Annotated in this window: 20 protein-coding genes and 1 pseudogene; 13 read left to right on the forward strand and 8 right to left on the reverse strand. The window is 32.7% G+C overall.

Going from position 1 to position 23,206, the window contains the following annotated elements:
- From OU788_RS01090 to OU788_RS01125, 8 genes are all read left to right on the forward strand, one after another.
- Positions 1 to 3,964: T9SS type B sorting domain-containing protein (locus OU788_RS01090; RefSeq protein WP_274633449.1), on the forward strand; the 3,964-nt coding region annotated here is incomplete at its 5' end.
- Positions 3,965 to 3,968: 4 nt separating this feature from the next.
- Entirely contained in the window at positions 3,969 to 4,922 is a 954-nt protein-coding gene (locus OU788_RS01095; RefSeq protein WP_274633450.1) for a PorP/SprF family type IX secretion system membrane protein, read from the forward strand.
- A 129-nt stretch (positions 4,923 to 5,051) separates the two neighbouring features.
- Positions 5,052 to 5,888, forward strand: coding sequence for a 23S rRNA pseudouridine(2604) synthase RluF (rluF, locus tag OU788_RS01100; protein WP_274633451.1), 837 nt, complete (start codon positions 5,052 to 5,054; stop codon positions 5,886 to 5,888).
- Positions 5,889 to 5,958: 70 nt separating this feature from the next.
- Positions 5,959 to 7,089 (forward strand): tRNA guanosine(34) transglycosylase Tgt, encoded by a 1,131-nt coding sequence (gene tgt / locus OU788_RS01105; protein ID WP_274633452.1) that lies wholly within the window; start codon positions 5,959 to 5,961, stop codon positions 7,087 to 7,089.
- A gap of 1 nt (position 7,090) precedes the next feature.
- Positions 7,091 to 8,176 carry an LptF/LptG family permease gene (locus tag OU788_RS01110; protein WP_274633453.1) on the forward strand — a complete coding sequence of 362 codons (1,086 nt, stop codon included), beginning with the start codon at positions 7,091 to 7,093 and terminating at the stop codon, positions 8,174 to 8,176.
- Entirely contained in the window at positions 8,163 to 9,062 is a 900-nt protein-coding gene (locus OU788_RS01115; RefSeq protein WP_274633454.1) for a DMT family transporter, read from the forward strand. The genes OU788_RS01110 and OU788_RS01115 overlap by 14 nt, the downstream gene beginning before the upstream one ends.
- 101 nt (positions 9,063 to 9,163) lie before the next feature.
- Complete coding sequence (locus OU788_RS01120; protein WP_274633455.1) at positions 9,164 to 10,117, forward strand: acetyl-CoA carboxylase carboxyltransferase subunit alpha; 954 nt, start codon at positions 9,164 to 9,166, stop codon at positions 10,115 to 10,117.
- 112 nt (positions 10,118 to 10,229) lie between these two features.
- On the forward strand, positions 10,230 to 11,102 hold the full coding sequence (locus OU788_RS01125) for a cation diffusion facilitator family transporter (protein WP_274633456.1): 873 nt from the start codon (positions 10,230 to 10,232) through the stop codon (positions 11,100 to 11,102).
- 164 nt (positions 11,103 to 11,266) lie between these two features.
- Here OU788_RS01125 and OU788_RS01130 read toward each other — a convergent pair whose 3' ends face one another.
- From OU788_RS01130 to OU788_RS01160, 7 genes and pseudogenes are all read right to left on the reverse strand, one after another.
- Positions 11,267 to 12,385: an energy transducer TonB gene (locus OU788_RS01130; protein ID WP_274633457.1), complete on the reverse strand. Its 1,119-nt coding sequence runs from the start codon at positions 12,383 to 12,385 to the stop codon at positions 11,267 to 11,269.
- A gap of 138 nt (positions 12,386 to 12,523) precedes the next feature.
- Positions 12,524 to 13,198, reverse strand: coding sequence for an energy transducer TonB (locus tag OU788_RS01135; RefSeq protein WP_274633458.1), 675 nt, complete (start codon positions 13,196 to 13,198; stop codon positions 12,524 to 12,526).
- 72 nt (positions 13,199 to 13,270) lie between these two features.
- Positions 13,271 to 13,936 (reverse strand): energy transducer TonB, encoded by a 666-nt coding sequence (locus OU788_RS01140; protein ID WP_274633459.1) that lies wholly within the window; start codon positions 13,934 to 13,936, stop codon positions 13,271 to 13,273.
- Between the two features lie 192 nt (positions 13,937 to 14,128).
- A pseudogene (locus tag OU788_RS01145) lies at positions 14,129 to 15,062 on the reverse strand (peptidylprolyl isomerase).
- A gap of 49 nt (positions 15,063 to 15,111) precedes the next feature.
- Complete coding sequence (locus tag OU788_RS01150) at positions 15,112 to 16,536, reverse strand: hypothetical protein (protein WP_274633460.1); 1,425 nt, start codon at positions 16,534 to 16,536, stop codon at positions 15,112 to 15,114.
- Between the two features lie 178 nt (positions 16,537 to 16,714).
- Positions 16,715 to 18,304 carry a peptide chain release factor 3 gene (locus OU788_RS01155; protein ID WP_274633461.1) on the reverse strand — a complete coding sequence of 530 codons (1,590 nt, stop codon included), beginning with the start codon at positions 18,302 to 18,304 and terminating at the stop codon, positions 16,715 to 16,717.
- 92 nt (positions 18,305 to 18,396) lie between these two features.
- A complete protein-coding gene (locus OU788_RS01160; protein ID WP_274633462.1) occupies positions 18,397 to 18,960 on the reverse strand; it encodes a hypothetical protein in 564 nt (187 codons plus the stop codon).
- A gap of 92 nt (positions 18,961 to 19,052) precedes the next feature.
- Here OU788_RS01160 and idi point away from each other — a divergent pair, with 92 nt between their 5' ends.
- Genes idi through OU788_RS01175 form a run of 3 tightly spaced genes read left to right on the forward strand, consistent with a single transcriptional unit; the run spans position 19,053 to position 20,964 of the window.
- On the forward strand, positions 19,053 to 19,574 hold the full coding sequence (gene idi / locus OU788_RS01165) for an isopentenyl-diphosphate Delta-isomerase (protein WP_274633463.1): 522 nt from the start codon (positions 19,053 to 19,055) through the stop codon (positions 19,572 to 19,574).
- Between the two features lies 1 nt (position 19,575).
- Positions 19,576 to 19,989, forward strand: a complete 414-nt coding sequence (locus OU788_RS01170) for a 6-pyruvoyl trahydropterin synthase family protein (protein WP_274633464.1) — start codon at positions 19,576 to 19,578, stop codon at positions 19,987 to 19,989.
- 3 nt (positions 19,990 to 19,992) lie between these two features.
- Complete coding sequence (locus OU788_RS01175; RefSeq protein ID WP_274633465.1) at positions 19,993 to 20,964, forward strand: type I phosphomannose isomerase catalytic subunit; 972 nt, start codon at positions 19,993 to 19,995, stop codon at positions 20,962 to 20,964.
- 86 nt (positions 20,965 to 21,050) lie between these two features.
- Here the strand turns inward: OU788_RS01175 and OU788_RS01180 are convergent, their stop codons facing one another.
- Entirely contained in the window at positions 21,051 to 21,401 is a 351-nt protein-coding gene (locus OU788_RS01180; protein WP_274633466.1) for a hypothetical protein, read from the reverse strand.
- Positions 21,402 to 21,884: 483 nt separating this feature from the next.
- Here OU788_RS01180 and OU788_RS01185 point away from each other — a divergent pair, with 483 nt between their 5' ends.
- Positions 21,885 to 22,571, forward strand: a complete 687-nt coding sequence (locus OU788_RS01185) for an HAD family hydrolase (RefSeq protein ID WP_274633467.1) — start codon at positions 21,885 to 21,887, stop codon at positions 22,569 to 22,571.
- Complete coding sequence (locus OU788_RS01190; RefSeq protein ID WP_274633468.1) at positions 22,572 to 23,198, forward strand: chloramphenicol acetyltransferase; 627 nt, start codon at positions 22,572 to 22,574, stop codon at positions 23,196 to 23,198. It begins immediately after the preceding gene.
- The last annotated feature ends 8 nt before the right edge of the window (positions 23,199 to 23,206 follow it).

Raw genomic sequence — 23,206 nt, forward strand, 5'->3', positions numbered from 1 at the left:
CCAAGTAAACTTTAGTGTTTCTAAGGCAGATAATGCATGTAGTACAGACGGAGGAGAGATTACAGTTACTATTGCAGATGGAAGCTCACCATATACAGCTACGTTAACAGGAGCATTAGGATCAAGCTTTACTTTAACAGGAGTAAGTCCTTTAGTATTTAGTGGTTTAGTAGCAGATGATTATACAGTTTCAGTAGTTGACAGTAACAATTGTCCAGCAGCAGGAACCCAGAATATTACGATTAATCCTGACTTAGATTTCGATATTACACCAGTAAGCATTTTAAGTTGTGTTTCAGAACCAGAATATAGTATTGAGGTTAGTTCAGGAACAGGAAGCTACAGTTATGTAGTAGAAGACCCAAGTTCAACAAGTGTAGCAACAGGTACTATTGTTGCAGGAACAGGAGTAAGCGATAACTTTACTTTACCAGTAACTACGCCAATAGGAACATATACAGTTCGAGTTACTGATACCGGTTCAGGAAATTGTGTTGTAAATAAGACATTTGAAATAACAACACCAGTTGATCCAGCATTTACAGTAAATCCAATAGATGCTACCTGTAACGGAAGTGCCACAGGACGTATAGAATTAACAGTAACGGCAGGTTTAACTCCGTTAACATATGGTTTAGTTCAGACAGCAGGATCAGGTTTAGGAGCAGGTCAAGGAGTTTACGATGCAGGAAGCGGAGCATTTATTAATGTACCAGCAGGAACATATACAGTAACAGCAACAGGCGCAAATGGATGTTCAACAGACGTAACAGGAGTAGTTATAGGTGATAACCCACCATTAACGGTTGTAGCACCAACCGCAGTTCAGTTTGGATGTGCAACAGGAAATACAGTTAACAATGCTACTTTAAGTATTGATACAGCATCAGGTTCGGGTATTTCAGGTGGAAGTACAGTTTATAGTACAGTTGAGTTATACTTAGATGTTGCGCCATTTGGAGATTTCGATTCAAGTTTAGATACAGAGATTACAGCAGTTTCAGTATCAGGAACAGTTAATACCTATACAATAAATGATAGATCAGGCGGAAATTTCTATGTACGAGTAGTAGATAGCGAAGGATGTGAGAGTTTCTCACCAGTTGAAACAATCAATGCTTTTGATGAATTGCAAGACATTACACCGACCCCGAATGATGCGATAAGTTGTGTTAATGGCGGAGAGTTAATTGATATTGTATTTAATTCAAGTTCAGCAGTAACTGGAGCTACAGTAACAATTTCAGATAATACAGGAGCAACCGTTGAGACAATAAATAATGTTGATAGTGGTGTAAGTGTAACAAACACTACAAGATTATCAGCAGGAGTTTATACAGTAACAGTTACACATCCAGTAACAGGTTGTGAGTTAAGTGCAAGTTATGAAGTACAACCAGAACCTACCTTTGATGTATTAGTAAGTAATATTCAAAGAGCTTGTTTTGGAGGTACAGGAAGCGCAACTATAGATTTTAGTACAGCTACACCATATATAGGTGGATACACTTACGAAGTATTTGAAGTAGGTAACCCAACTGCTATTACATTAGGAAATGGTACAGGAGGTACTCCAGAAACAATTACTACTAATTTAGTAGCAGGTGAATATTATGTGGTTGTAAGTATGACGAATACACCATTCTGTGAAGCACAAAGTGAAAACTTTATAATTGAAGAACCAGCAACTGCCTTGGCATTAACTGGTACACCTACGTATTTTAAATGTGGTTTTCCTGGTTCTGGAGAAATCTTGTTAGAAGCTCAAGGAGGTTGGGCACCATATGAGTATCAATTAGTAAATGATTTAACACCAGCTACACCAGTTCAAAATTTTGATAGTAATAGAAGAATTACTGGGTTAATAGCAGGTAATTATACAGCAACAGTTAGAGATGTTACAGGTTGTGAAGAAACATTTACATTTACATTACAGCCAACTACACCTATGGCAGCAGATGTAACTGTTACTCCAAACTTATGTGAAGGAGAAAGAACGGCAACCATTCAAGTAACTAGAGTAAGAGGAGGTCAAACACAAGATGCAACTGTAAGTTATAGTTATATTTTAACCTATCCTGACGGAGTAACGCAAGTAGAACAGTTATCAAATACATTTAGTAATTTACCAGCGGGTACTAATTATACAGTAACTGTTAGAGATAATAAATATAGCTGTACGTATACAGAGCAGGTGGATATAATTGATCCTTCAGAAGTAGAAGCTTCGGCAAATATCACTGCAGATATAACTTGTAACAATGCTGCAACCGTAGTAGTGAGTGCAATAGGAGGTACAGGCGTTTATGAATATAGTAGCGATGGAGTGAATTTTGTTCCTAACAATACGTTTATAAACGTAAGTTCAGGTTCTCAAACATTCTATGTACGTGATGATAATAATTGTGAAGATACAGTTGTAGTAACGGTTAATGCATATGAACCTTTAGTACCAACTTTAGTAGTCGATTCAGGATTTGTTACTTGTAATGGAGATGCTAATGGAGTGTTATCAGCAACTGTAGCAGGCGGTTTCGGTAATTACGAATATCAATTGTTAGATGGTAGTAATAACCCGATTGATGGAACATGGACAACATCAAATACTTTTGGAGGTTTAAATGTTGGTACATATAAAATTAGAGTAAGAAGTACTAACAGATTTGGAGAAGTATGTACAGAAGATACTGCACCACATCCTATCGTAGAACCACAACCTTTAGTAGTTGCTGAAAACCATACAGATGTAAGTTGTTTTGGAGGAAACGATGGTACTATTACAGTATTAGCCTCAGGAGGAAACTTAACAGGATATGAATACAATATTAGTACAGATCCAACAAATAAATTTGTTACCGATAATGTGTTCAGAAACTTAGCAGCAGGTACATACACCATTACTGTTAAAGATAAGGTTGGATGTATTGATACTATTAATGTAGTTATTGATCAACCACAACAATTTACAGCAACCTTAGTAGGAGTTACAGAACAAACCTGTATTAACGATGCAACTCCAACAATAGAGTTAGATGCACAAGGAGGAACACAACCTTACTACGTAAGTATTAATAATATAGAGCAACCAACACCATATACAACGAATACAATTGTGTTAGGAGCTGCAGAAAACATCCAAGCAGGTACGTCTTACTACATTACAGTAAGAGATGAAGCAGGTTGTAATGTTGCAGATCCAATAAGAGTAACTACGGCTGAATCAGTAGATTTACAATTAACAGTTGACTTTGCATATACCTGTGAGGTAGGAAATATTATTAAAGCAATAGTTGATGAAGCATATAGAGCTAATATGTCTTACACATTATATGACGGAATAGGAAACCCTGTAGTAACAAATAATACAGGAGAATTTATTGATGTACCAGCAGGAACAGGATACTATGTTACAGCAACACATACAATAACTTCATGTTCTGAAAGTTCTACTAGTAGTCCAATTACTATTGAAGATATTCAAGCATTAACCTTAGATATTGATGATTCGGATAAGAATACTTTAATAGCCAATGCAGATTTTGGATTACCACCTTATGAATATAGTGTAGATGGAGGTGATTTTGGATCAGATAATGAATTCTTAATCTTACAAACAAAAGACTATACCATAACAGTTAGAGATGCTAGAGGTTGTGAGGTAACGTTAACAGTAAGAGGAGAGTATATTACTATTTTTGTACCTAATTTATTTACACCTGACGGTGATGGAACAAATGATTATTGGTATCCTCGTGAAGTAGAAGATTACCACGATATCAAAGTGTTTATTTACGATAGGTATGCACGTAACATCGCAGACTTTAAAGGTACTGTAGAAGGATGGGACGGTACTTACGATGGTAAACCATTGCCGTCAGGAGATTATTGGTATACTATTTACTATAAAGAGTTATCAGGTCAAGAGAAGAAAATAATGGGACATTTTACACTATATAGAAAGTAAAAAAATGAGAAAAATATTAATAATTTTAGTTGTAGTGTTTTGTAATATAAAAGGTACTGCACAAGAAATAGAATTACCACAATACGTAAATCACTTAGCAGATAACCCGTTTTTAATTTCCCCAACCTATGCAGGTATAGGAACAGGCTTACAGGTTAGATTAAATGGAGTAAGCCAGTGGATTGGAGTTAAAGATGCACCAGATACACAGTCATTAACAGTTGAAGCACGTATCGCAGATACTTTTGGTGGAGGAATAACGATATTTAATGACAGTAATGGATTTACTACACAGAAAGGAGCAAAACTATCGTTTGCAAGTCACTTAACATTAAGTGACTTTCATGACAGTTTTTTATCATTTGCATTAAGCTACAGTTTTATTCAATTTGGAATTGACACTTCAAATAGTAATGTAACAGATATTGAAGATGTACCTTCAATACAAGAAAATCACTCAAATTTTGATGTAGGTTTGCTATATCGTTATGAAGGGTTTAGTATTACAGCCAATGTAGTAAATATCTTAAATAGAGATATTAAGAATTTTAGAACTGGAGATCCGGAAGAACTTAGAAAATATACCGTATTTACTTCTTATACTCTTTCAAGAATAAGTAGAAACTATGAACTTGAACCTTCTATTCTTTATGAGTATAGAGAAGCTACAGGACGTTCTAAAACAGATATGAATATTAAAGCAAGAAGAGGAATTAGAGATGGATATGTTTGGGCTGGTTTAAGTTATACGTTCTTAAATGACCAGTTTTTTCAACCAAATGCTATTGCACCATTGCTTGGTTTAAAGAAAAATAATCTTTATTTATCATATGGGTTTAGCATCAATATGAATAAAACACAAGATTATAATTACGGAACACACATGATTACACTAGGGTTTGATTATGAAAGAAGACCAAGTTTAGCACGTTGTACACAAAAAATGATCATGTTTTAAAAGATAAAATCTAAAACATACAAGACAGTCTCGAAAGTATGTCATTTCTAGCGAAGTCGAGAAATCTGATTCTCTTAATTCGTGAAATGACAATATTTAGTACTTTTGAGACTGTCTTTTTTTGATTACATGGAAAACAATAATAACGACACATCAATAAATCTTAACAAGTACATTAGTAGTACAGGTATTTGTTCACGTCGTGAAGCAGAACGCTTTATTACTGAGGGAAGAGTAACTATAAACGGTAAACCTACACAGTTAGGAAATAGAGTACATGAAGGAGATGTGGTAAAAATTGATGGAAAACCATTAAAAGAAAAACCTAAAACTATTTATATAGCGTTAAACAAACCAGTAGGAATTGTTTGTACTACTGATAGTAAAGAACGTAAAAATATCGTGAAATTTGTGGGGCATCCACAACGATTATTTCCTATTGGACGTTTAGATAAACCTTCAGAAGGATTAATTTTTTTAACCAATGATGGTGATATTGTAAACAAAATATTACGAGCAGGGAATAACCATGAAAAAGAATACATTGTTTCGGTTAACAAACCTTTTGATGAGCGTTTTATGAAACGAATGAGTAACGGAATCCCTATTTTAGGAACAGTTACCAAAAAATGTAAAGTAGAACGTATTAATGATACTACTTTTAAAATAATTTTAGTACAAGGTTTAAATCGTCAAATTCGACGTATGTGTGAATACTTAGGTTACGAAGTAAAAAAACTCAAGCGTACACGTATTATGAATGTAACTTTAGGAAACTTAAAAGTAGGAGAGTGGAGAGAGTTAACATCCAAAGAAATGGATGAAATTAATAAACTCGTAGCGGGTTCGTCAAAAACATACGAAGAATCGGAAAAAAAAAATCAAAAAGCCTCTCCTCAAAAAAACAAACAATCAAAGAAGAGAGCAGATTTTAAATCCAAGTTTGGAAGAAGAAGAAAAAATTAAAAATTAGTAATAAGAAACTTTTAACTATCTACTTTTAAACATTCAACTTACATGTGTATCTTTGCCACTTATGCAATTTGACTTAAAAATAACCGACCCTAAAAGTAAAGCACGTGCAGGCGTTATTACTACTGATCACGGAACTATAGAAACTCCAATATTTATGCCTGTAGGTACCGTAGCTACAGTTAAAGGAGTACATCAATCAGAATTAAAAGACGAAATCAATCCTGATATTATTTTGGGAAATACCTATCACTTATACTTGCGTCCTCAAACCTCTATTTTAGAACAAGCAGGAGGTTTACATAAGTTTATGAATTGGGATCGTAATATTTTAACGGATAGTGGAGGATATCAAGTGTATTCTTTATCAGGAAGAAGAAAAATTAATGAAGAAGGAGTAAAGTTTAAGAGCCATATTGATGGGTCAACGCATTTTTTTACACCAGAAAATGTCATGGACACCCAGCGAACCATCGGAGCAGATATAATTATGGCTTTTGATGAGTGTACACCATATCCGTGTGATTATAACTACGCAAAACAATCGATGCACATGACACATCGTTGGTTAGATCGTTGTATAAAACACTTTAATAATACACCTCCAAAATACGGATACAATCAAACGTTATTTCCAATTGTACAAGGAAGTACCTACAAAGATTTACGTAAACAGTCAGCAGAATATATCGCAAACTCAGGAGCCGAAGGAAATGCGATAGGAGGATTATCAGTAGGAGAACCTGCTGAAGAAATGTATGCAATGACAGAAGTGGTTACTGAAATTTTGCCAGAAGACAAACCACGTTATTTAATGGGAGTTGGTACACCAATCAACATTTTAGAAAATATTGCTTTAGGAGTAGATATGTTCGACTGCGTAATGCCAACACGTAATGCTCGTAACGGAATGTTATTTACGGCGCATGGTAGCATTAACATTAAAAATAAGAAGTGGGAAAATGATTTTTCTCCTATTGATGAAATGGGAATTACTTGGGTAGATACTATGTACTCAAAAGCCTATTTACGTCACTTGTTTGCTTCCGGAGAAATGTTAGGAAAACAAATCGCTTCTATCCATAATTTAGGATTTTACTTGTGGTTGGTGCGTGAAGCACGTAAACATATCATAGCAGGAGATTTTGCTACATGGAAAGACAAAATGGTAAAACAAATGGATAAACGTTTGTAACTTGAAAAAACTAGATTGGTACATACTAAAGCGTTATCTGGTAACTTTTTTGTTTACCATGTTAATTCTAATACCTATTGCTGTAGCGATTGATATTGCTGAAAAGATAGATAAGTTTTTACGTCATGAAAACTTAACTTTTTTTGAGGTAGCAAACGATTATTACAAGAATTTTATCATTTATTACGCTAATACTTTCATGCCATTAGCGCTGTTTATCGCGGTAATTTTGTTTACTTCAAAATTGGCAAGTAATACCGAAATTATAGCCATAAATAGTTCTCAAGTATCATTTACTCGTTTTTTATATCCATATTTTATAGGAGCTACTATTGTTTGTTTAATAGCGCTTTCAATGAATCACTTTTTTGTGCCTACGAGTAGTAAAACAAGAAAAGCATTTGAAAAAGAGTACCTAAAAAAGCAAAAATATTCAGATACTTCAATACAAGAGTTTAGTTTACAATTGAATGATAGTACTTATGTATACCTTCAAAGGTATGATTTAAAACGAAATTCAGGGTATAACTTTTCAGTAGATTTATATGATGGTATCAAGCTAAAAAGTAAGTTGATGGCAGATAACATTAACTGGAATGAAAAGGACAGCACGTTTAAATTAAGCACATGGAAACTTCGAAAAATATATAAAGGTAGAGATAGTATTTTTTCAGGAAGAAGCTTGGACACAACATTCACTTTTACTCCCACAGATTTCAACTACAAAAATATAATGGCACAAGAAATGAATTCACCAGAATTAATGAAATTCATAGACTTGTCTAGAAAAAGAGGAATCAAAAACTTAAATGCTTATTTAGTAGAATTATATAAACGTACTAGTTTACCTATTGCTAGTTATATTTTAACGATGATAGCTGTAGCTTTAGCTCACAAAAAAACTCGTGGAGGTATTGGAGCTAATTTAGCGATAGGAATAGCAGTAATGTTTATTTACGTGTTCTTTTTAAAAGTAGCAGAAGTATTAGGGGCAGTGGCAGGTGCTAATGCTTTGTTAAATGTTTGGATGCCAAATATTGTTTTTGGTATATACGCTATTTACTTATACATAAATGCAAGGAGATAAATTACGAAACTACCTACACCTACATGTAATCGTTTTTATTTGGGGTTTTACAGCAATACTAGGAGCATTAATATCAATTGATGCTGTTCCGCTTGTTTGGTATCGAATGTTTTTAGCAGTTATTTTTATAGCTGTATATTTTCTAATCAGAAAAAAAACATTTAAAATAGAGAAGAAAGCTTTAGTAAAGTTTGCTATCTCAGGAATAATTATAGCAGTACACTGGATAACTTTTTTCAAGGCGATAAAAGTGTCGAATGTATCAGTAGCATTAGTTACGATGAGTACAGGAGCTTTTTTTGCTTCATTAATAGAACCTTTCTTTTTTAAGAGAAGAGTAAAGCTTATTGAAATTGTTTTAGGCTTACTTGTAATTGCAGGTTTGTACATCATATTCAATTTTGAAAGTCAATATACTTTAGGAATTGTTTATGCTTTGATATCGGCTTTTTTATCAGCATTATTTTCGGTATTAAACGGATTATTTATTCAAAAACATGATGCAAATACAATTTCTTTTTATCAGTTGTTATTTGGCGTTTTAGGAGTAACCTTATACATGTTATTTACACAACAATTTTCAATAGAGTTTTTCCAAATTAAAACAACCGATTGGATATATTTATTTGTGTTAAGTAGTATTTGTACAGCGTATGCTTTTATAGCTTCTGTTAAAGTGATGAAGTATTTAACTCCTTATACAGTAATGCTTACCATCAATTTAGAACCTATATATGCTATTATTTTGGCACTCATAATTTTTGGAGAAAAAGAACAAATGAATCCAGAGTTTTACTATGGAGCTTTTATTGTTTTGTTTGTAGTGTTGCTTAACGGAGTTTTAAAAAATGCCTCTTCCATAAAAAAGAAAATGATTAAAAAATAGTATTTTAAGAAAAACGATCAAGGTAAACTGTACAATTTTTTAGTATGTTTGCCTTTACAAACGACTAACTAGAAAATTAGAAAATCAAATTATATACAATAATGGAATATTTAGATTTTGAAATGCCAATTAAAGAACTACAAGATCAGTTGGCAAAATGTCAGATTATTGGAGAAGAAAGTGAAGTAGATGTAACGGAAACATGTAAAAAAATCGAAGAAAAATTAGAAAAAGCAAAGAAAGACATATATAAAAATTTAACTGCATGGCAACGTGTACAGTTATCTCGTCACCCAAATCGTCCGTATACATTAGATTATATCAAGGCGCTTTGTGGAGATACTTTTATGGAGTTGCATGGTGATCGTAGTGTAAAAGACGATAAGGCCATGATAGGTGGTTTAGGTAAAATAGGAGATCAGTCTTTTATGTTTATCGGTCAACAGAAAGGGTATAACACAAAAACGCGTCAATACCGTAACTTTGGTATGGCAAATCCAGAAGGATACCGTAAAGCATTACGTTTAATGCGTATGGCTGAAAAATTCGGAATCCCAGTTGTTACTTTTGTAGATACTCCAGGAGCTTACCCAGGATTAGAAGCAGAAGAACGTGGACAAGGAGAAGCAATTGCTCGTAATATTTTTGAAATGACTCATTTAAAAACTCCAATTATCACTATAATTATTGGTGAAGGAGCTTCTGGTGGAGCTTTAGGAATTGGAGTAGGAGACAGAGTATATATGTTAGAAAATTCATGGTATTCAGTTATTTCTCCTGAAAACTGTTCAACAATTTTATGGAGAAGCTGGGAGCAAAAAGAAAAAGCTGCAGAAGCATTAAAGTTAACAGCTAAAGATGGAATGAAATTGAATATCGTTGATGATATCATTAAAGAACCATTAGGAGGTGCTCATTCTGATAGATCTGCAACTTTTGAAGCCGTTAAAGAACAAATTTTAAAAGCTTACAAAGAGCTAAATGAGTTAACTGAAGCTAATTTAGTTGCTCAACGTATGGAAAAATATGCAAATATGGGAGTATTTAAAGAGTAGTCTTTAATATATTCTTACTACAAATTAAAACTCGCCAATCGGCGAGTTTTTTTTATTCAATAGTTTTCAAGTACCTTCGTAGTATCTCATTAAAAAGAGAAAGATAAACTTCATGAGTAAAGAAGAATTAGCTATAAAAACCACTTATTTTAGTATTTTAAGTAATACTAGCTTAGCAATTATTAAAGGATTGGCAGGTATTTTTGGAAATTCATATGCTTTAATAGCAGATGCAATTGAATCTACCACTGATATTTTTTCTTCTCTTTTAGTATTATTAGGGTTGAAATATGCCAAAAGACCCGCAGATAAAAACCATCCCTACGGACACGGAAAAATAGAACCTTTAATCACTTTTGTGGTAGTGGCCTTTTTAGTAACTTCTGCAACGATTATAGCCTATGAAAGTATACAGAACATACAAACACCTCATAAAACACCTAAAGCTTGGACATTACTGGTTTTAGGAGTAATTATCATTTGGAAAGAAATATCTTTTCAAGTGGTTATCAGAAAAAGTAAAGAAACCAATAGTTCTTCTCTTAAAGCAGATGCGTGGCACCATAGAAGTGATGCAATTACTTCTATCATGGCGTTCATAGGAATTTCGATAGCACTTATTTTTAAAGAAGGTTATGAAACAGCAGATGATTGGGCAGCTTTATTAGCCTCTTTCTTTATTTTATACAATAGTTACCTGATTTTTAGGCCAGCTTTGGGTGAAATAATGGATGAACATGTGTATGACGATTTGATAGAAGAAATAAGAGAAAAATCGTTAGAAGTAGAAGGTGTTTTAGGAACCGAAAAGTGTTTTGTACGTAAAGCAGGAATGAAATATCATGTAGACTTACACGCCATTGTAGATAGTACTATTACAGTAAAAGAAGGACATGATATTGCACATAAATTAAAAGACTATTTAAGAAAACAACTTCCAGATTTAGGTCATGTTTTAATTCACATAGAACCTAATAATTATTAAACTGAATAAGAATTAAAAGGGTAAGTTTAAATTTTAAGATTGATTAAAATGTTTTTTATAGCCTAGAAAAGAAAATACAAATTACTACTTGGCCCTTGTAAAATAAAAAAGCTTTAAACATTATGTGTTTAAAGCTTTTTTATTATTTCTATTAGATATATTTCTTATTCGTGTAACTTAAAGTTAATAGGAATATAATATTCTACGTTAGCAGACTTTCCGTTATGTTTAGCTGGAACAAAAGTAGGAAGATTAGCTACCATTTTCTTAGCTTCTTGCTCTAATAACTGTCCGTTTTCAGGTCCTTTCATTTTAATGTTAGATACATCTCCGTTTTTATCGATAATAAAACGAACCCAAACTCTACCTTCAATATTTTGTTCAGCAGCTGCAGCAGGATAGTTAAAGTTTCTTTGAATATGACTAATCATTCTTTCATTAAAACAGTTTAACTTCTGCATGTCGGCAACTTTTGTGCATGCTTTAAACTGAGGAATACTATGCACTTCAGCAAACTTTACAAAATCTGTAATTTCTTTTTCTTTAACAACTTTAGAAGTGTTGGCTACTGAAGTTCTGTTTACTTTAGAAGTATTAGTATTTGAAGTACCAGGAGCTTTAAAAGTAATAGGAACACCGTATTTTACTTTTACATTCTTTCCGTTGTGTTTACCAGGGATAAACTTAGGAAGGTTGTTAATAATTCTACTAGCTTCTTTCTCTAAAGATTCTCCTCCTTCAGGGCCACGCATTAATATGCTTTCTACATCTCCTTGCTCATTAATTGTAAACTGAACCAAAACTCTTCCTTGTACTCCTGCTTCTAAAGCTTCTTGAGGATAGTTAAAGTTTTTGATAATGTGTTTAGTCATGTTAGATTCAAAACACTTAGCTTGTTTAATTAATGGTACGTTGTTACACTTTTCAAATAAAGGAATTTCTTCAACTAAGTTAAAAGGTATTTTTTCAATAGTAGAAGAATTATCTTCAAGTTCTAATTTACCAACTAGTAAAGTATTCTTTTTAATATCAGCTACTTTTTGAGAAGAATTAATTCCTCCGATAGCAGATACTGCTTCTTTGTTTTTACGAACAACACGTCTTCTTGTTGATACTTCAATAGATAATTGTTTTCCTACGCCATTTTCAGCGTCTTCAACTGCACATTTGGTTATACTGTTTGGATCAGCTACCGTTTCGTCAGGAGTGGTACATACTTCTTGACCTACAGCTGCTAAAGAAAGTAACATAGCAGCCACTACTGAGGGGAGTTTTTTCATCATTGTGCTCTATTTTTAGGGTTTGGTAGGTTAATTTAATGTTAACTAACGCGGTAAATGTAACAAAAAAAACAGTAAAAGCAAAATTATTTTGCATTTACTGTAAGAGAATGATGATTTTAACTCTAAAAAAAAGTAGGTTTACCTTTTAGGAGTTTTAAAAATTATAGGTAGTGCATATTTTACATTTACCGTTTTTCCTTTGTGGGTTCCAGGAATAAATTTTGGTAAAGAAGAGATTAATCTGTGTGCTTCTTCTTCTAATATTTCACTGTTTTCTGGCCCTTTTTCTTTTATGTCAAAAACGTTACCTTCTTTATCAATTGTAAATTGAACAAGTACTTTTCCTTCAATTCCTTTTGAAATAGCTTCTTTAGGATAATCAAAATTTCGTACAATATGTTCAATCATTTCTTTTTCAAAACATTTTGATTGTTGTAAAATAGGTTTTCTTCTACAATCTTTAAACAAAGGAATTTGCTCTACAAGGTGAAAAGGAACTTTTTCGATTGATGTAAGAATATCTTCTTCTAAATTTAGCTTTTCAACAAGTAACTTTTTGTTTTCAAGTTGATTAATTTCGTTAGGGTTTGTAGAAATGGTATTAACTTTTCTTAATCTTCTATGCCTTTTACGTCTAGTTGAAATTTTTTTAATCTCTTCTGATTCTAAAGCTTCTTTTACATCATCTATAGAACATTTAGTAATAGTAATGGCGTTTATATCTTGAATTTCATCTTTTGGTGTTTCACATTTTTCTTGTGAGTAAGAAAGAGAAATAAAGAAAAATAAGCAGGTAGCAAAAATAGGCTTCATAGTATATTTTATAAGGGTTTTTTGGGGCGGCAAAAATAAAAAAATAAAGAAATAAAGCGAGCTGCTTGTGTGTTAATTTAGTATTAGGTTTATAGGAAAAGAGTAGGTTACATCTACCGGGATTCCTTGTTCTTTACCCGCTGAAAATTGAGGTAGTTTATTAATGATTCGATTAACTTCATTTTCAATAACTTTGCTTGGTTTAGAGCTAGCTACTTGAATATTTTTAGGGTTTCCGTAAACATCAATTGTAAATTGAATTAAAATTCTACCGCGAATACCTTCTTGTGAAAAAACTTCTGGATAATAATTTTTTGAAAAATGCTTTTGCATATTATCCTTAAAGCATTTTTTAGCTTCTTGTCCTGCGCTAATTTCACAGTTAGGAAATAATGGAACTTCTTCTACAACTGAAAATAACACCTCTTTTGTTTGAGGTGTTAATGTATTTTTTAAGGTTAGGTCATTATCGGTTGTAATAATAGTTACATTAGAATTAGCATTAAGATTTGATTGGTTTTCTTGAACTTGTTTTCTTACTTTTTTAATTCTATTTCTAGCGGTAAATGTTTTAGTTTCCTTTTGAGGTAACTTCTTAGTTTCATCGATAATGTCGCATTTGTCAATGCTAATTATATTCAAATCAATTGCATTTTCTTCTGGGGCAATACAAACTTCTTGAGAAAAAATTGTTAAAGAAGTAGTAAAAAAAGCTATTAAAAGTAATGTTGTTTTCATAATTGATTAAGGAGTAGTTTGTATGCTGTAAAAGTCATTTTTTTTCACGGCTTACTGCTTAAGGAATTATGATAAATACATTAAATAAAGTTTTTTTTAATGTTACGAATGTTAATTAAAAATAAACACTTTTTGAAATAAAAAAGCCCCTTCAAAAGAAAGAAGAGGCTTAAAGTTTTGTTTAATAGACGTTTATTTTACGTTCATTAATTCAACATCAAAAATTAAGGTTGCATCAGGAGGAATAACACCACCAGCACCTTGAGAACCATATGCTAAATCAGATGGAATTACCAAACGAGCTTTGTCACCTACTTTTAATAACTGAATTCCTTCATCCCAACCAGCAATTACTTGACCAACACCGATAGCAAAATCGATAGGTTGTTTACGTTTGTATGAAGAATCAAATACTGTACCGTCTAATAACTGACCTTTGTAGTGTACAGAAACCATACATAGCTCCTTTAGTCGCTTGTTTCCCGTCTCCGTTTTGTAAGATCTTATAACGTAAACCACTTGGAGTTTCATCGTATCCAGCAGCTACTTGATCTAATAATTCTTTTTGACGCGCTTTCGCTTCTGCTTCACGTTTTTCACGAGCTCCTTCAAAAGTTCTAAAAGCTTCAACAGCATTCCATTTTTCAGCAGCATCACCAACACGGATAATTTCTACATCCATAGTGTCTTCTTGCGCAATAGCATCAACAACATCTTGTCCTTCAACAACACTACCAAAAACAGTGTGTTTACCGTCTAACCAAGGTGTAGCAACGTGTGTAATAAAGAATTGAGAACCGTTAGTTCCTGGTCCTGCGTTTGCCATTGATAATTTTCCTGGAGCGTCGTGCTTTAATTCAGGGTGAATTTCATCATCAAATTTATAACCAGGGTTTCCTGTTCCGGTTCCTTGTGGGCAACCACCTTGAATCATAAAATCAGCAATTACACGGTGGAATTTTAATCCGTTATAATAAGGCGTTCCTTGTGGTTTTGCTGAGTTTTCTAAGTTTCCTTCTGCTAAAGCAACAAAGTTACCTACAGTTCCAGGAGTTTTTTCGTATTCTAAGTTTACTAAAATATCACCTTTTGGAGTGGTAAACTTTGCATAAATTCCGTTATCCATTTTTCTCTTATTTATATATGAAACTACTTTTTCCGAAGAAAAAGCAAAGTTAGTTCTTTACAGACAAAGTTGAAAGGTTAAAGCTTAAACCTATGTTAATATTGTTTGAATTTACATTGCCGAAAGGAGAATAATACCTACCTCCTGATGCAATTATAGAAACTTGATTTGTTACATCGTAACTTAATCCAAGAGTAGGGCGCGTAATAATTCCTTCATCGGTATCTATACCAGCACCTCCACCAGCACCTGCCATGACTTCTAAAAATCCACGCATTTTATCATTAAAAAAACGAGGACTGTAAATACCTCCACCTACTAATCCGTGAGCATAACCACCTGAGCGACCATCGTATGCAAAACCTGCTTCACCAGCAATATATAGCCATTTGTTTAGATCGTAGTTTATTTTTAAACCGATTAATTGTAAATCTATAGCGTATCTATTATCAGGTGGATCGAATTTAGCAACATCAAAGTAAGTTTGATTTTGTACTTCAAAACGTAAACCTTGCGTGTGATAAGTAGTATTTTCTTTGGAAGAAGTTCCGCCGTTCAATCCGAAATATTTCAGACCGAAACCGTAGGTGTAGGCTTCTAAATCACCAGCTATTGCACGATAATATCCACCATGAGCACTAATAGCAATGTTTTTAAATAACTTTAAATCGATTCCTGCGGAAGGGTAAATCATCAATCCACCTTCAGGAGCCACACGACCACCAGCTGCACCAACTCCTAACTTCCCGAAAATATTGATGTATTTTGATTGATATGGATGATATCCTGCACCTACAAATAGATCCATAAAACCAGCACGTAAGCCTCTATAAATAGCATCAGTATGTGCGAATAAGAAGGTGTTTTCGTTCAAATATTTTTGATATTCAAAACCGATGACATATAATGTCTCTGTAAGAGGTTCTTGATTATTGGCGTCATCTTTCCTAGAATTACCAATAGGTTTAAAGAAATCAAAACGGACTTGTTGTGCGTTTTTTACCGCAGGTTTACTCCAAAAACTATCAGGAGAAAGATTGTCTGCTACAAATTTTTGATGCGCTTTGTTATAATCAGTAAAACGTAAAATACTAGGTATTTCAACAAAGAAAGAAACCGAATTACTCTTTATCTCTCCAGAATAAAAATTAACGTGACTGTATTGTATTCCGAAGGAGTAATCGTTCTTTTTATATTGCAATCCGATATTCGGATTGATAAATCCACCATCATTTACCAAGTAACGATATCCGCCACCTCCACCAAAATGGAAGTTAGCATCTACGTATAAATTTTTATATAACTGCTTGTTGATTCCTACTTCTGCACCTAGGGTAAACAAGCCTCCTTGATCACCTGTTACTGCAAAATGAAATGCAGCACCACCATATAACCAATCGTTAAAAGGAATTTGATAATGCAAACCAGTTAATCCCATCGTTGGTTTTAGGTTTGGGAACTTATCCGTAGGCATTTCAACAGGAATAAAATTTAACCGAACTTTATTGTGTAACTCTTTTCCTTGTAAACTCGATAAATTCTCTTGACCGTATGTGAGAAAAGAGAAAACAGAGAGGAGAAAAGAGAGAAGAGACGTTGAAAAAAATCTCTTTCTCGTTTCTTGTTTCTTGTTTCTCGTGTCTTTGATGTGTTTATGCAAACTCACTAGTGAAATGTAATTTTACAGATGGATATTTACTCTGAGTCATTTGAATAGTAAACGGAGAATCTGCTAAAAATACTAACTGACCTTGTTTATCTTTTGCTAAATAACGTTGCTTTACACGTTTGAATTCTTTGAATTCTTCATTTTTTGGATCTTCTGGTTCAACCCAACAAGCTTTGTGTACGGCAATATTTTCATACGAACATTTAGCGCCATATTCATGCTCTAAACGATATTGAATTACTTCGTACTGTAAAGCACCCACAGTTCCTACAATCTTACGTCCGTTCATTTCCATGGTAAATAACTGCGCAACTCCTTCATCCATTAACTGATCTAAACCTTTGTATAATTGTTTAGCTTTCATTGGGTCGGCATTGTTTACATAACGGAAATGTTCTGGAGAGAAACTAGGAATTCCTTTAAAGTTTAATTGCTCTCCTTCAGTTAATGTATCTCCAATTTTGAAGTTCCCAGTGTCGTGTAAACCAACAATGTCTCCTGGGAAAGATTCTTCAACAATTTCTTTCTTTTCAGCAAAAAAGGCATTTGGACTAGAGAATTTTACCTTTTTACCATTACGAACGTGTAGGTAAGGAGTGTTTCTTTTAAAAGTTCCTGACACAATCTTTACAAACGCTAAACGGTCTCGGTGTTTAGGATCCATGTTTGCATGAATCTTAAATACAAATCCGGTTAGTTTTTCTTCTTTAGAATCAACCAAACGTTCTTCCGCTTGTTTTGGCTGTGGATTTGGAGCAATATCAATAAAACAATCTAATAATTCTTTTACACCAAAATTATTTAAAGCAGAACCGAAAAACACAGGTTGGAGCGAACCGCTCAGGTAATCATTTTGATTAAAATCAGGGTATACTTCATTTACTAACTCTAGTTCTTCACGAAGTGTGTTTGCGGCTTTTTCTCCAACAATTTTATCTAGTTCAGGATTGTCGATGTCGTCAAATTCAACACCTTCAGAAATTGTTTGTTTATTGTCTCCAGAAAAGATGTTTAATTTCTTTCCCCAAATATTGTAGATTCCTTTAAAATCGTATCCCATTCCAATAGGGAAACTCAACGGAGTAACTTTTAATCCTAATTTTTGCTCAACTTCATCTAATAAATCAAAAGCATCTTTACCCTCACGATCTAATTTGTTAATGAAAACAATCATCGGGATTTTTCGCATACGACAAACCTCTACTAACTTTTCGGTTTGTTCCTCAACTCCTTTTGCAACGTCAATAACTACAATAACACTATCAACCGCAGTTAAAGTTCTAAAGGTATCTTCAGCGAAATCCTTGTGACCTGGGGTGTCAAGAATATTGATTTTTTTGTCTTTATAAATGAAAGCTAATACAGAGGTAGCAACCGAGATACCACGTTGGCGCTCAATTTCCATAAAATCGGAAGTAGCTCCTTTTTTAATTTTATTATTCTTAACAGCACCCGCTTCTTGAATCGCTCCACCAAAAAGTAATAATTTTTCAGTTAAGGTTGTTTTACCAGCATCGGGGTGTGATATAATTCCGAATGTACGTCTCTTCTGTATTTCTTCTAAAAAACTCATCTATAAATTTTAAGGTTGCAAAAATAAGATTTTAAAAAAGAAGAATAAAGAAAATGAAGTAAAGAAAAAGACCTCGTACAGAGGTCTTTAAATTATTTTGTATAGGTTAAGTATATGGTTCCTTTGAATTTGGTGTTTGTGACACCTAAGTTAACATCTTCTGGAGTAGAAATATTTTCTTCAAAGTTAGCCTTAAGTTCTAATTTATTTTCATCAAAATAAATAATTTGGGCTGACAATTGTCCCGTAAAAAAATCATTTTCAAAATTAAAAAACAACGTATTATCGCTTAAAGACCATTCGGTTTTAATGCTAGGGTCTGCAGTAACTATTTCTGTTTGAGTACCAGAAGATATTGCTGTTTTCACTTGAAGTTCCATATTAAAAGAACCACTGTCGTATGATTCATTTGGGTTTTGTGAAAAGGTAGTTGTTGCATTGTTAAAGTCTTTAGCCTTGGCTTCAAAACTACCAGAAATATCTCCGTTACTTACTGTAGACATGGTGAATTTCCCATCTTTAGAATAAAAGTCAACTAAACTCCAAGTGCCAACAATATCACTTTCAGTAGCTAAAGGTAAGTTAGAGTTTTCATTGTCGCTACAAGCAGTTAAGAAGAAGCTAAGAATAAAAATAACATAAATAAATTTTCTCATTGTATACAATTTTAGAAGTTATAGCAATAATAACAAAATATTAAGAGTTAATAAAACAATAATGCTAAATTTGCTTTTCGTATATTTTTAAGATGAAAGAACACGTTATTTTAGTTGATGAACAAGATAATCCGATAGGATTAATGGAAAAAATTGAAGCACACGAAAAAGCTTTGTTACACAGGGCATTTTCAGTATTTATTTTTAATGAAAAGAATGAGTTGATGTTGCAACAGCGAGCAGCTGAAAAGTATCATTCCCCTTTGTTATGGACGAACACGTGTTGTTCGCATCAGCGAGAAGGGGAGTCGAATATTGAAGCTGGAAAACGTAGATTACAAGAAGAAATGGGGTTTTCATGCGAATTAGAAGAACTATTTTCTTTCATTTACAAAGTTCCGTTTGATAATGGTTTAACAGAACACGAGTTAGATCATGTAATGATTGGTAGATTTAACGACGAACCTATTATAAACCCTGAAGAAGTAGCGTCATATAAGTGGATGCCTTTGGAAGAGGTAAAAAGCGATATAGAAAATCATCCAGAGAAATATACTGCTTGGTTCAAAATTATTTTTAAAGAATCTTATAATAAAATAGCTAAGTTTATTTAATATGCCAAAAATTACTGTACATAGAAAGGCACATTTCAATGCTGCACACCGCTTGTTCAATCCTAATTGGTCAGATGAAAAAAACTTTGAGGTATTTGGTAAGTGTAGCAATCCTAATTATCATGGGCATAATTATGAGTTAATCGTTTCGTTAACTGGTGAAATTGATAAAGAAACAGGTTATGTGTACGATTTAGGAAAGCTTAAAGATTTGATAAAAATAAAAGTAGAAGATGTTTTAGATCATAAAAACTTAAATGTAGAAGTTGAGGAATTTAAAAATATTAATCCTACAGCAGAAAATATATCAGTAGTAATATATAATAAGTTACGTGTAAGTATTCCAGAACATTTAGATTTAGAAGTTACATTATACGAAACACCTAGAAATTACGTAACTTATAGAGGCGCTTAATTTATGATAGACCAATTACTACGATTTACCCCAATTTTAAAACAAAAAATATGGGGAGGAAAAAAACTGAACCAGCTGCTTCATAAAGATGCTACAGGCGATAATATAGGTGAAAGCTGGGAGATTTCTGATGTTGACGGAGATGAATCTGTCATAAGCAACGGTAGTTTAAAGGGTAAAACTCTAAGAGAAGTCTTAAAAGCATACAAGCACGACTTAGTCGGAAATTATGTTTATAAAACTTTTGGAGATGAGTTTCCTTTGTTAATAAAGTTTATCGATGCCAAAGAGGTACTAAGTATTCAAGTACACCCTGATGATGATTTAGCAGGAATTCAAGATTCTTTTGGGAAAACCGAAATGTGGTATGTTGTTCAAGCAGATGAAGATGCTAATATTATTATCGGATTTAAAAATGGCGCAACTAAACAAGAGTATTTACATCATTTAGAAAACAAATCTTTGCTTGATATTTTAAATGTTGATGAAGTAAGCAAAGGCGATGTGTATTTTGTTCCACCTGGAAGAGTACATGCTATCGGAGCTGGTTTGTTAATTGCAGAAATTCAGCAAACATCTGATATTACATACAGGATTTACGATTGGGATAGAAAAGATATTGATGGTAATTACAGGAAACTGCATACTGAAAAAGCATTGAAAACGATTGATTTTACTGCTAAAGATTCTTATAAAACACCTTATTTAAAAGAAAGTAACGTATCGAATCAAGTAGTTACATGCCCGTATTTCACTACAAATATTCTTCCTATAAAAGGAAAGAAAGAAGTTTGTTTTTCTGAAAAAGATAGCTTTATAATTTATATGTGTGTAGAAGGAGAAGTTGTTTTTAATTATAAAAATCAACAAGAAATAGTAAGAAAAGGAGAAACTATTTTGATACCAGCATGCATTGATAAAGTAGAAATTGTATCAGAAAACTCTTCAGAATTACTAGAAACGTTTATTCAATAAAAAATAAGCTTAAGGTGGTACTACCCTAAGCTTATAACAAACCAGACTAACTTAATAATGGATTGATTTTAGAATCATCCAAATCATCAAGAAGCTTCTTTCACAGTATAGCTAAATACAGCTTTACAGATAATATCTTGTTTTTTTTCTTCTTTTTTTGATACTGTTATGTTTAAAACAACTTCAGTAGTACTCAATTTTTTTACATTGTTTTTAATGATAAGTTTATCATTTAAATAAGCATTTTCTAGAAGATCAAAATCAATGCTTTTAAAACTCAAATTAGATGAGTTTTTGTGTAAACTAAGTGAAGATTGAAGATTAGACTCAATCTTGTCAAATAAGATAGAAGTCTTTAATACTTTGTTTTTGCTAACTTGTTTTTTGCTAACAACAAACTGATTTTTTATGTCTTGTGTAGTGTTTAATGATTTCATGATAATTATGGGTTAAGTATTAGTAATTCAGGGTCTCTGTAAAACGGATTTTGTACTGAGTACATTACAGTTGAGGCTACATGTTTTCTAATTGAATTTCGGTACTTAAAAGTGTTCACAATGATTAAAATTTAAAATGTTAATAAATAAAAAAAGGTGCTTTTTGTAAAAAGCACCTTTGTAAGTTTATAGTAAAAATTGATTATTTAAAATCGATGTTTAAGTCTATTGTTTTGGGTGCTTTTGGTTACATATACGAATTGTTTACGCATGTGGGCTGTACACGAAATCGAATTGATCGTGTTAAAAATAAACGTATATGTGCGTAAAAGCGCCTTCATGATGTTCCAAATGTAGTAAAACTTTTTAAAGATTACACAAAACGGCGAATTAATTACTGTTAAAGTTTTGTAAATCTACTAGTTGTAAACGTTTAGTTAGCGTAGTTTAAATATGTATCTTTGGTGTATAATTTTATCATTTATGAATAACATTAAAGTAATATCTTTTGATGCAGACGATACGCTTTGGGTAAACGAAACCTATTTTCGTGATGCCGAAGATGATTTCGCAAAACTGTTGTCAGATTATGAAACAGAAAACAAAATCCATCAAGAATTATTTAAAAAAGAAATAGAAAACCTTAAAATTTACGGTTATGGAGTAAAAGGTTTTATGCTATCAATGGTTGAGTGCGCTTTAGAAATTTCTAACTATAAAATAGCTCCTAGAACTATGGAAGGAATTCTTGAAATAGGAAAAGAGATGTTAGAAAAACCTATAGAATTACTAGATGGAGTAGAAGAGGTGTTAGAAGAATTACACGGAAAGTATAAGTTAATTGTAGCTACCAAAGGTGATTTGTTAGATCAAGAACGTAAGTTGGCTAAATCAGGAATTTTAAAATATTTTCACCATACAGAAGTAATGAGTGAAAAGAAAAAAGCCGATTATAAAAAATTAGTAAAACGATTAGATATTAATCCGTCAGAGTTTTTAATGATAGGAAATTCATTAAAATCAGATGTATTACCATTGTTAGAAATTGGAGCAACAGCTATTCATGTTCCTTTTCATACCACTTGGGCACACGAAGAAGTGAGCGAAGAACAGAAATCAGATGATTATAAAACAGTATCTAATATTACTGATGTTTTAAAGTTTTTATAGATGAAGTATTTAGATATAGAAAACTGGAACAGAAAACAGCTTTTTGATCATTTTAGAACCATGGCAGACCCAACTTTTGGATTGGTAGCTGATGTAGAAGTATCAAAAACATATCAATCAGCTAAAGAAAAAGGAGAATCATTTTTTGTTCGATATCTACACGCCTGTATGAAAGCTATAAATTCAGTTGAGAATTTAAAATATAGAATTGAAGGAGATAAGGTTACTATCTATGATGTAATCAATGCGTCAACAACAGTTGCAAGAGCAGATACGACATTTGCTTTTTCTTATTTTGATTATTCTGAAGATTTCAAAATTTTTAATCAAAATTATAGACAAGAAAAAGAGCGAATACAAAACACAACAGATTTATTACCTCCAAGATATTCATTAGGGTGCATACATTCTTCGGCAATTCCTTGGGTTAGTTTTACAGGACATAAAGAACCTTTTTCTGGTAATAAGGATACTAGTGTACCTCAACTAGCTTTTGGAAAGCTTAAAGAAGAAAACGATAAAATGTTGCTTCCAGTAGCTATTAATGTAAATCATGCTTTAGTAGATGGATATCATGTTGGGCAGTTTTTTGAAAAATTTCAGCAAGAATTAGATAAAATCGATTAATTTTGCAC

The sequence above is a fragment of the Tenacibaculum sp. L6 genome, from assembly GCF_028823685.1.
Taxonomy (GTDB): domain Bacteria; phylum Bacteroidota; class Bacteroidia; order Flavobacteriales; family Flavobacteriaceae; genus Polaribacter.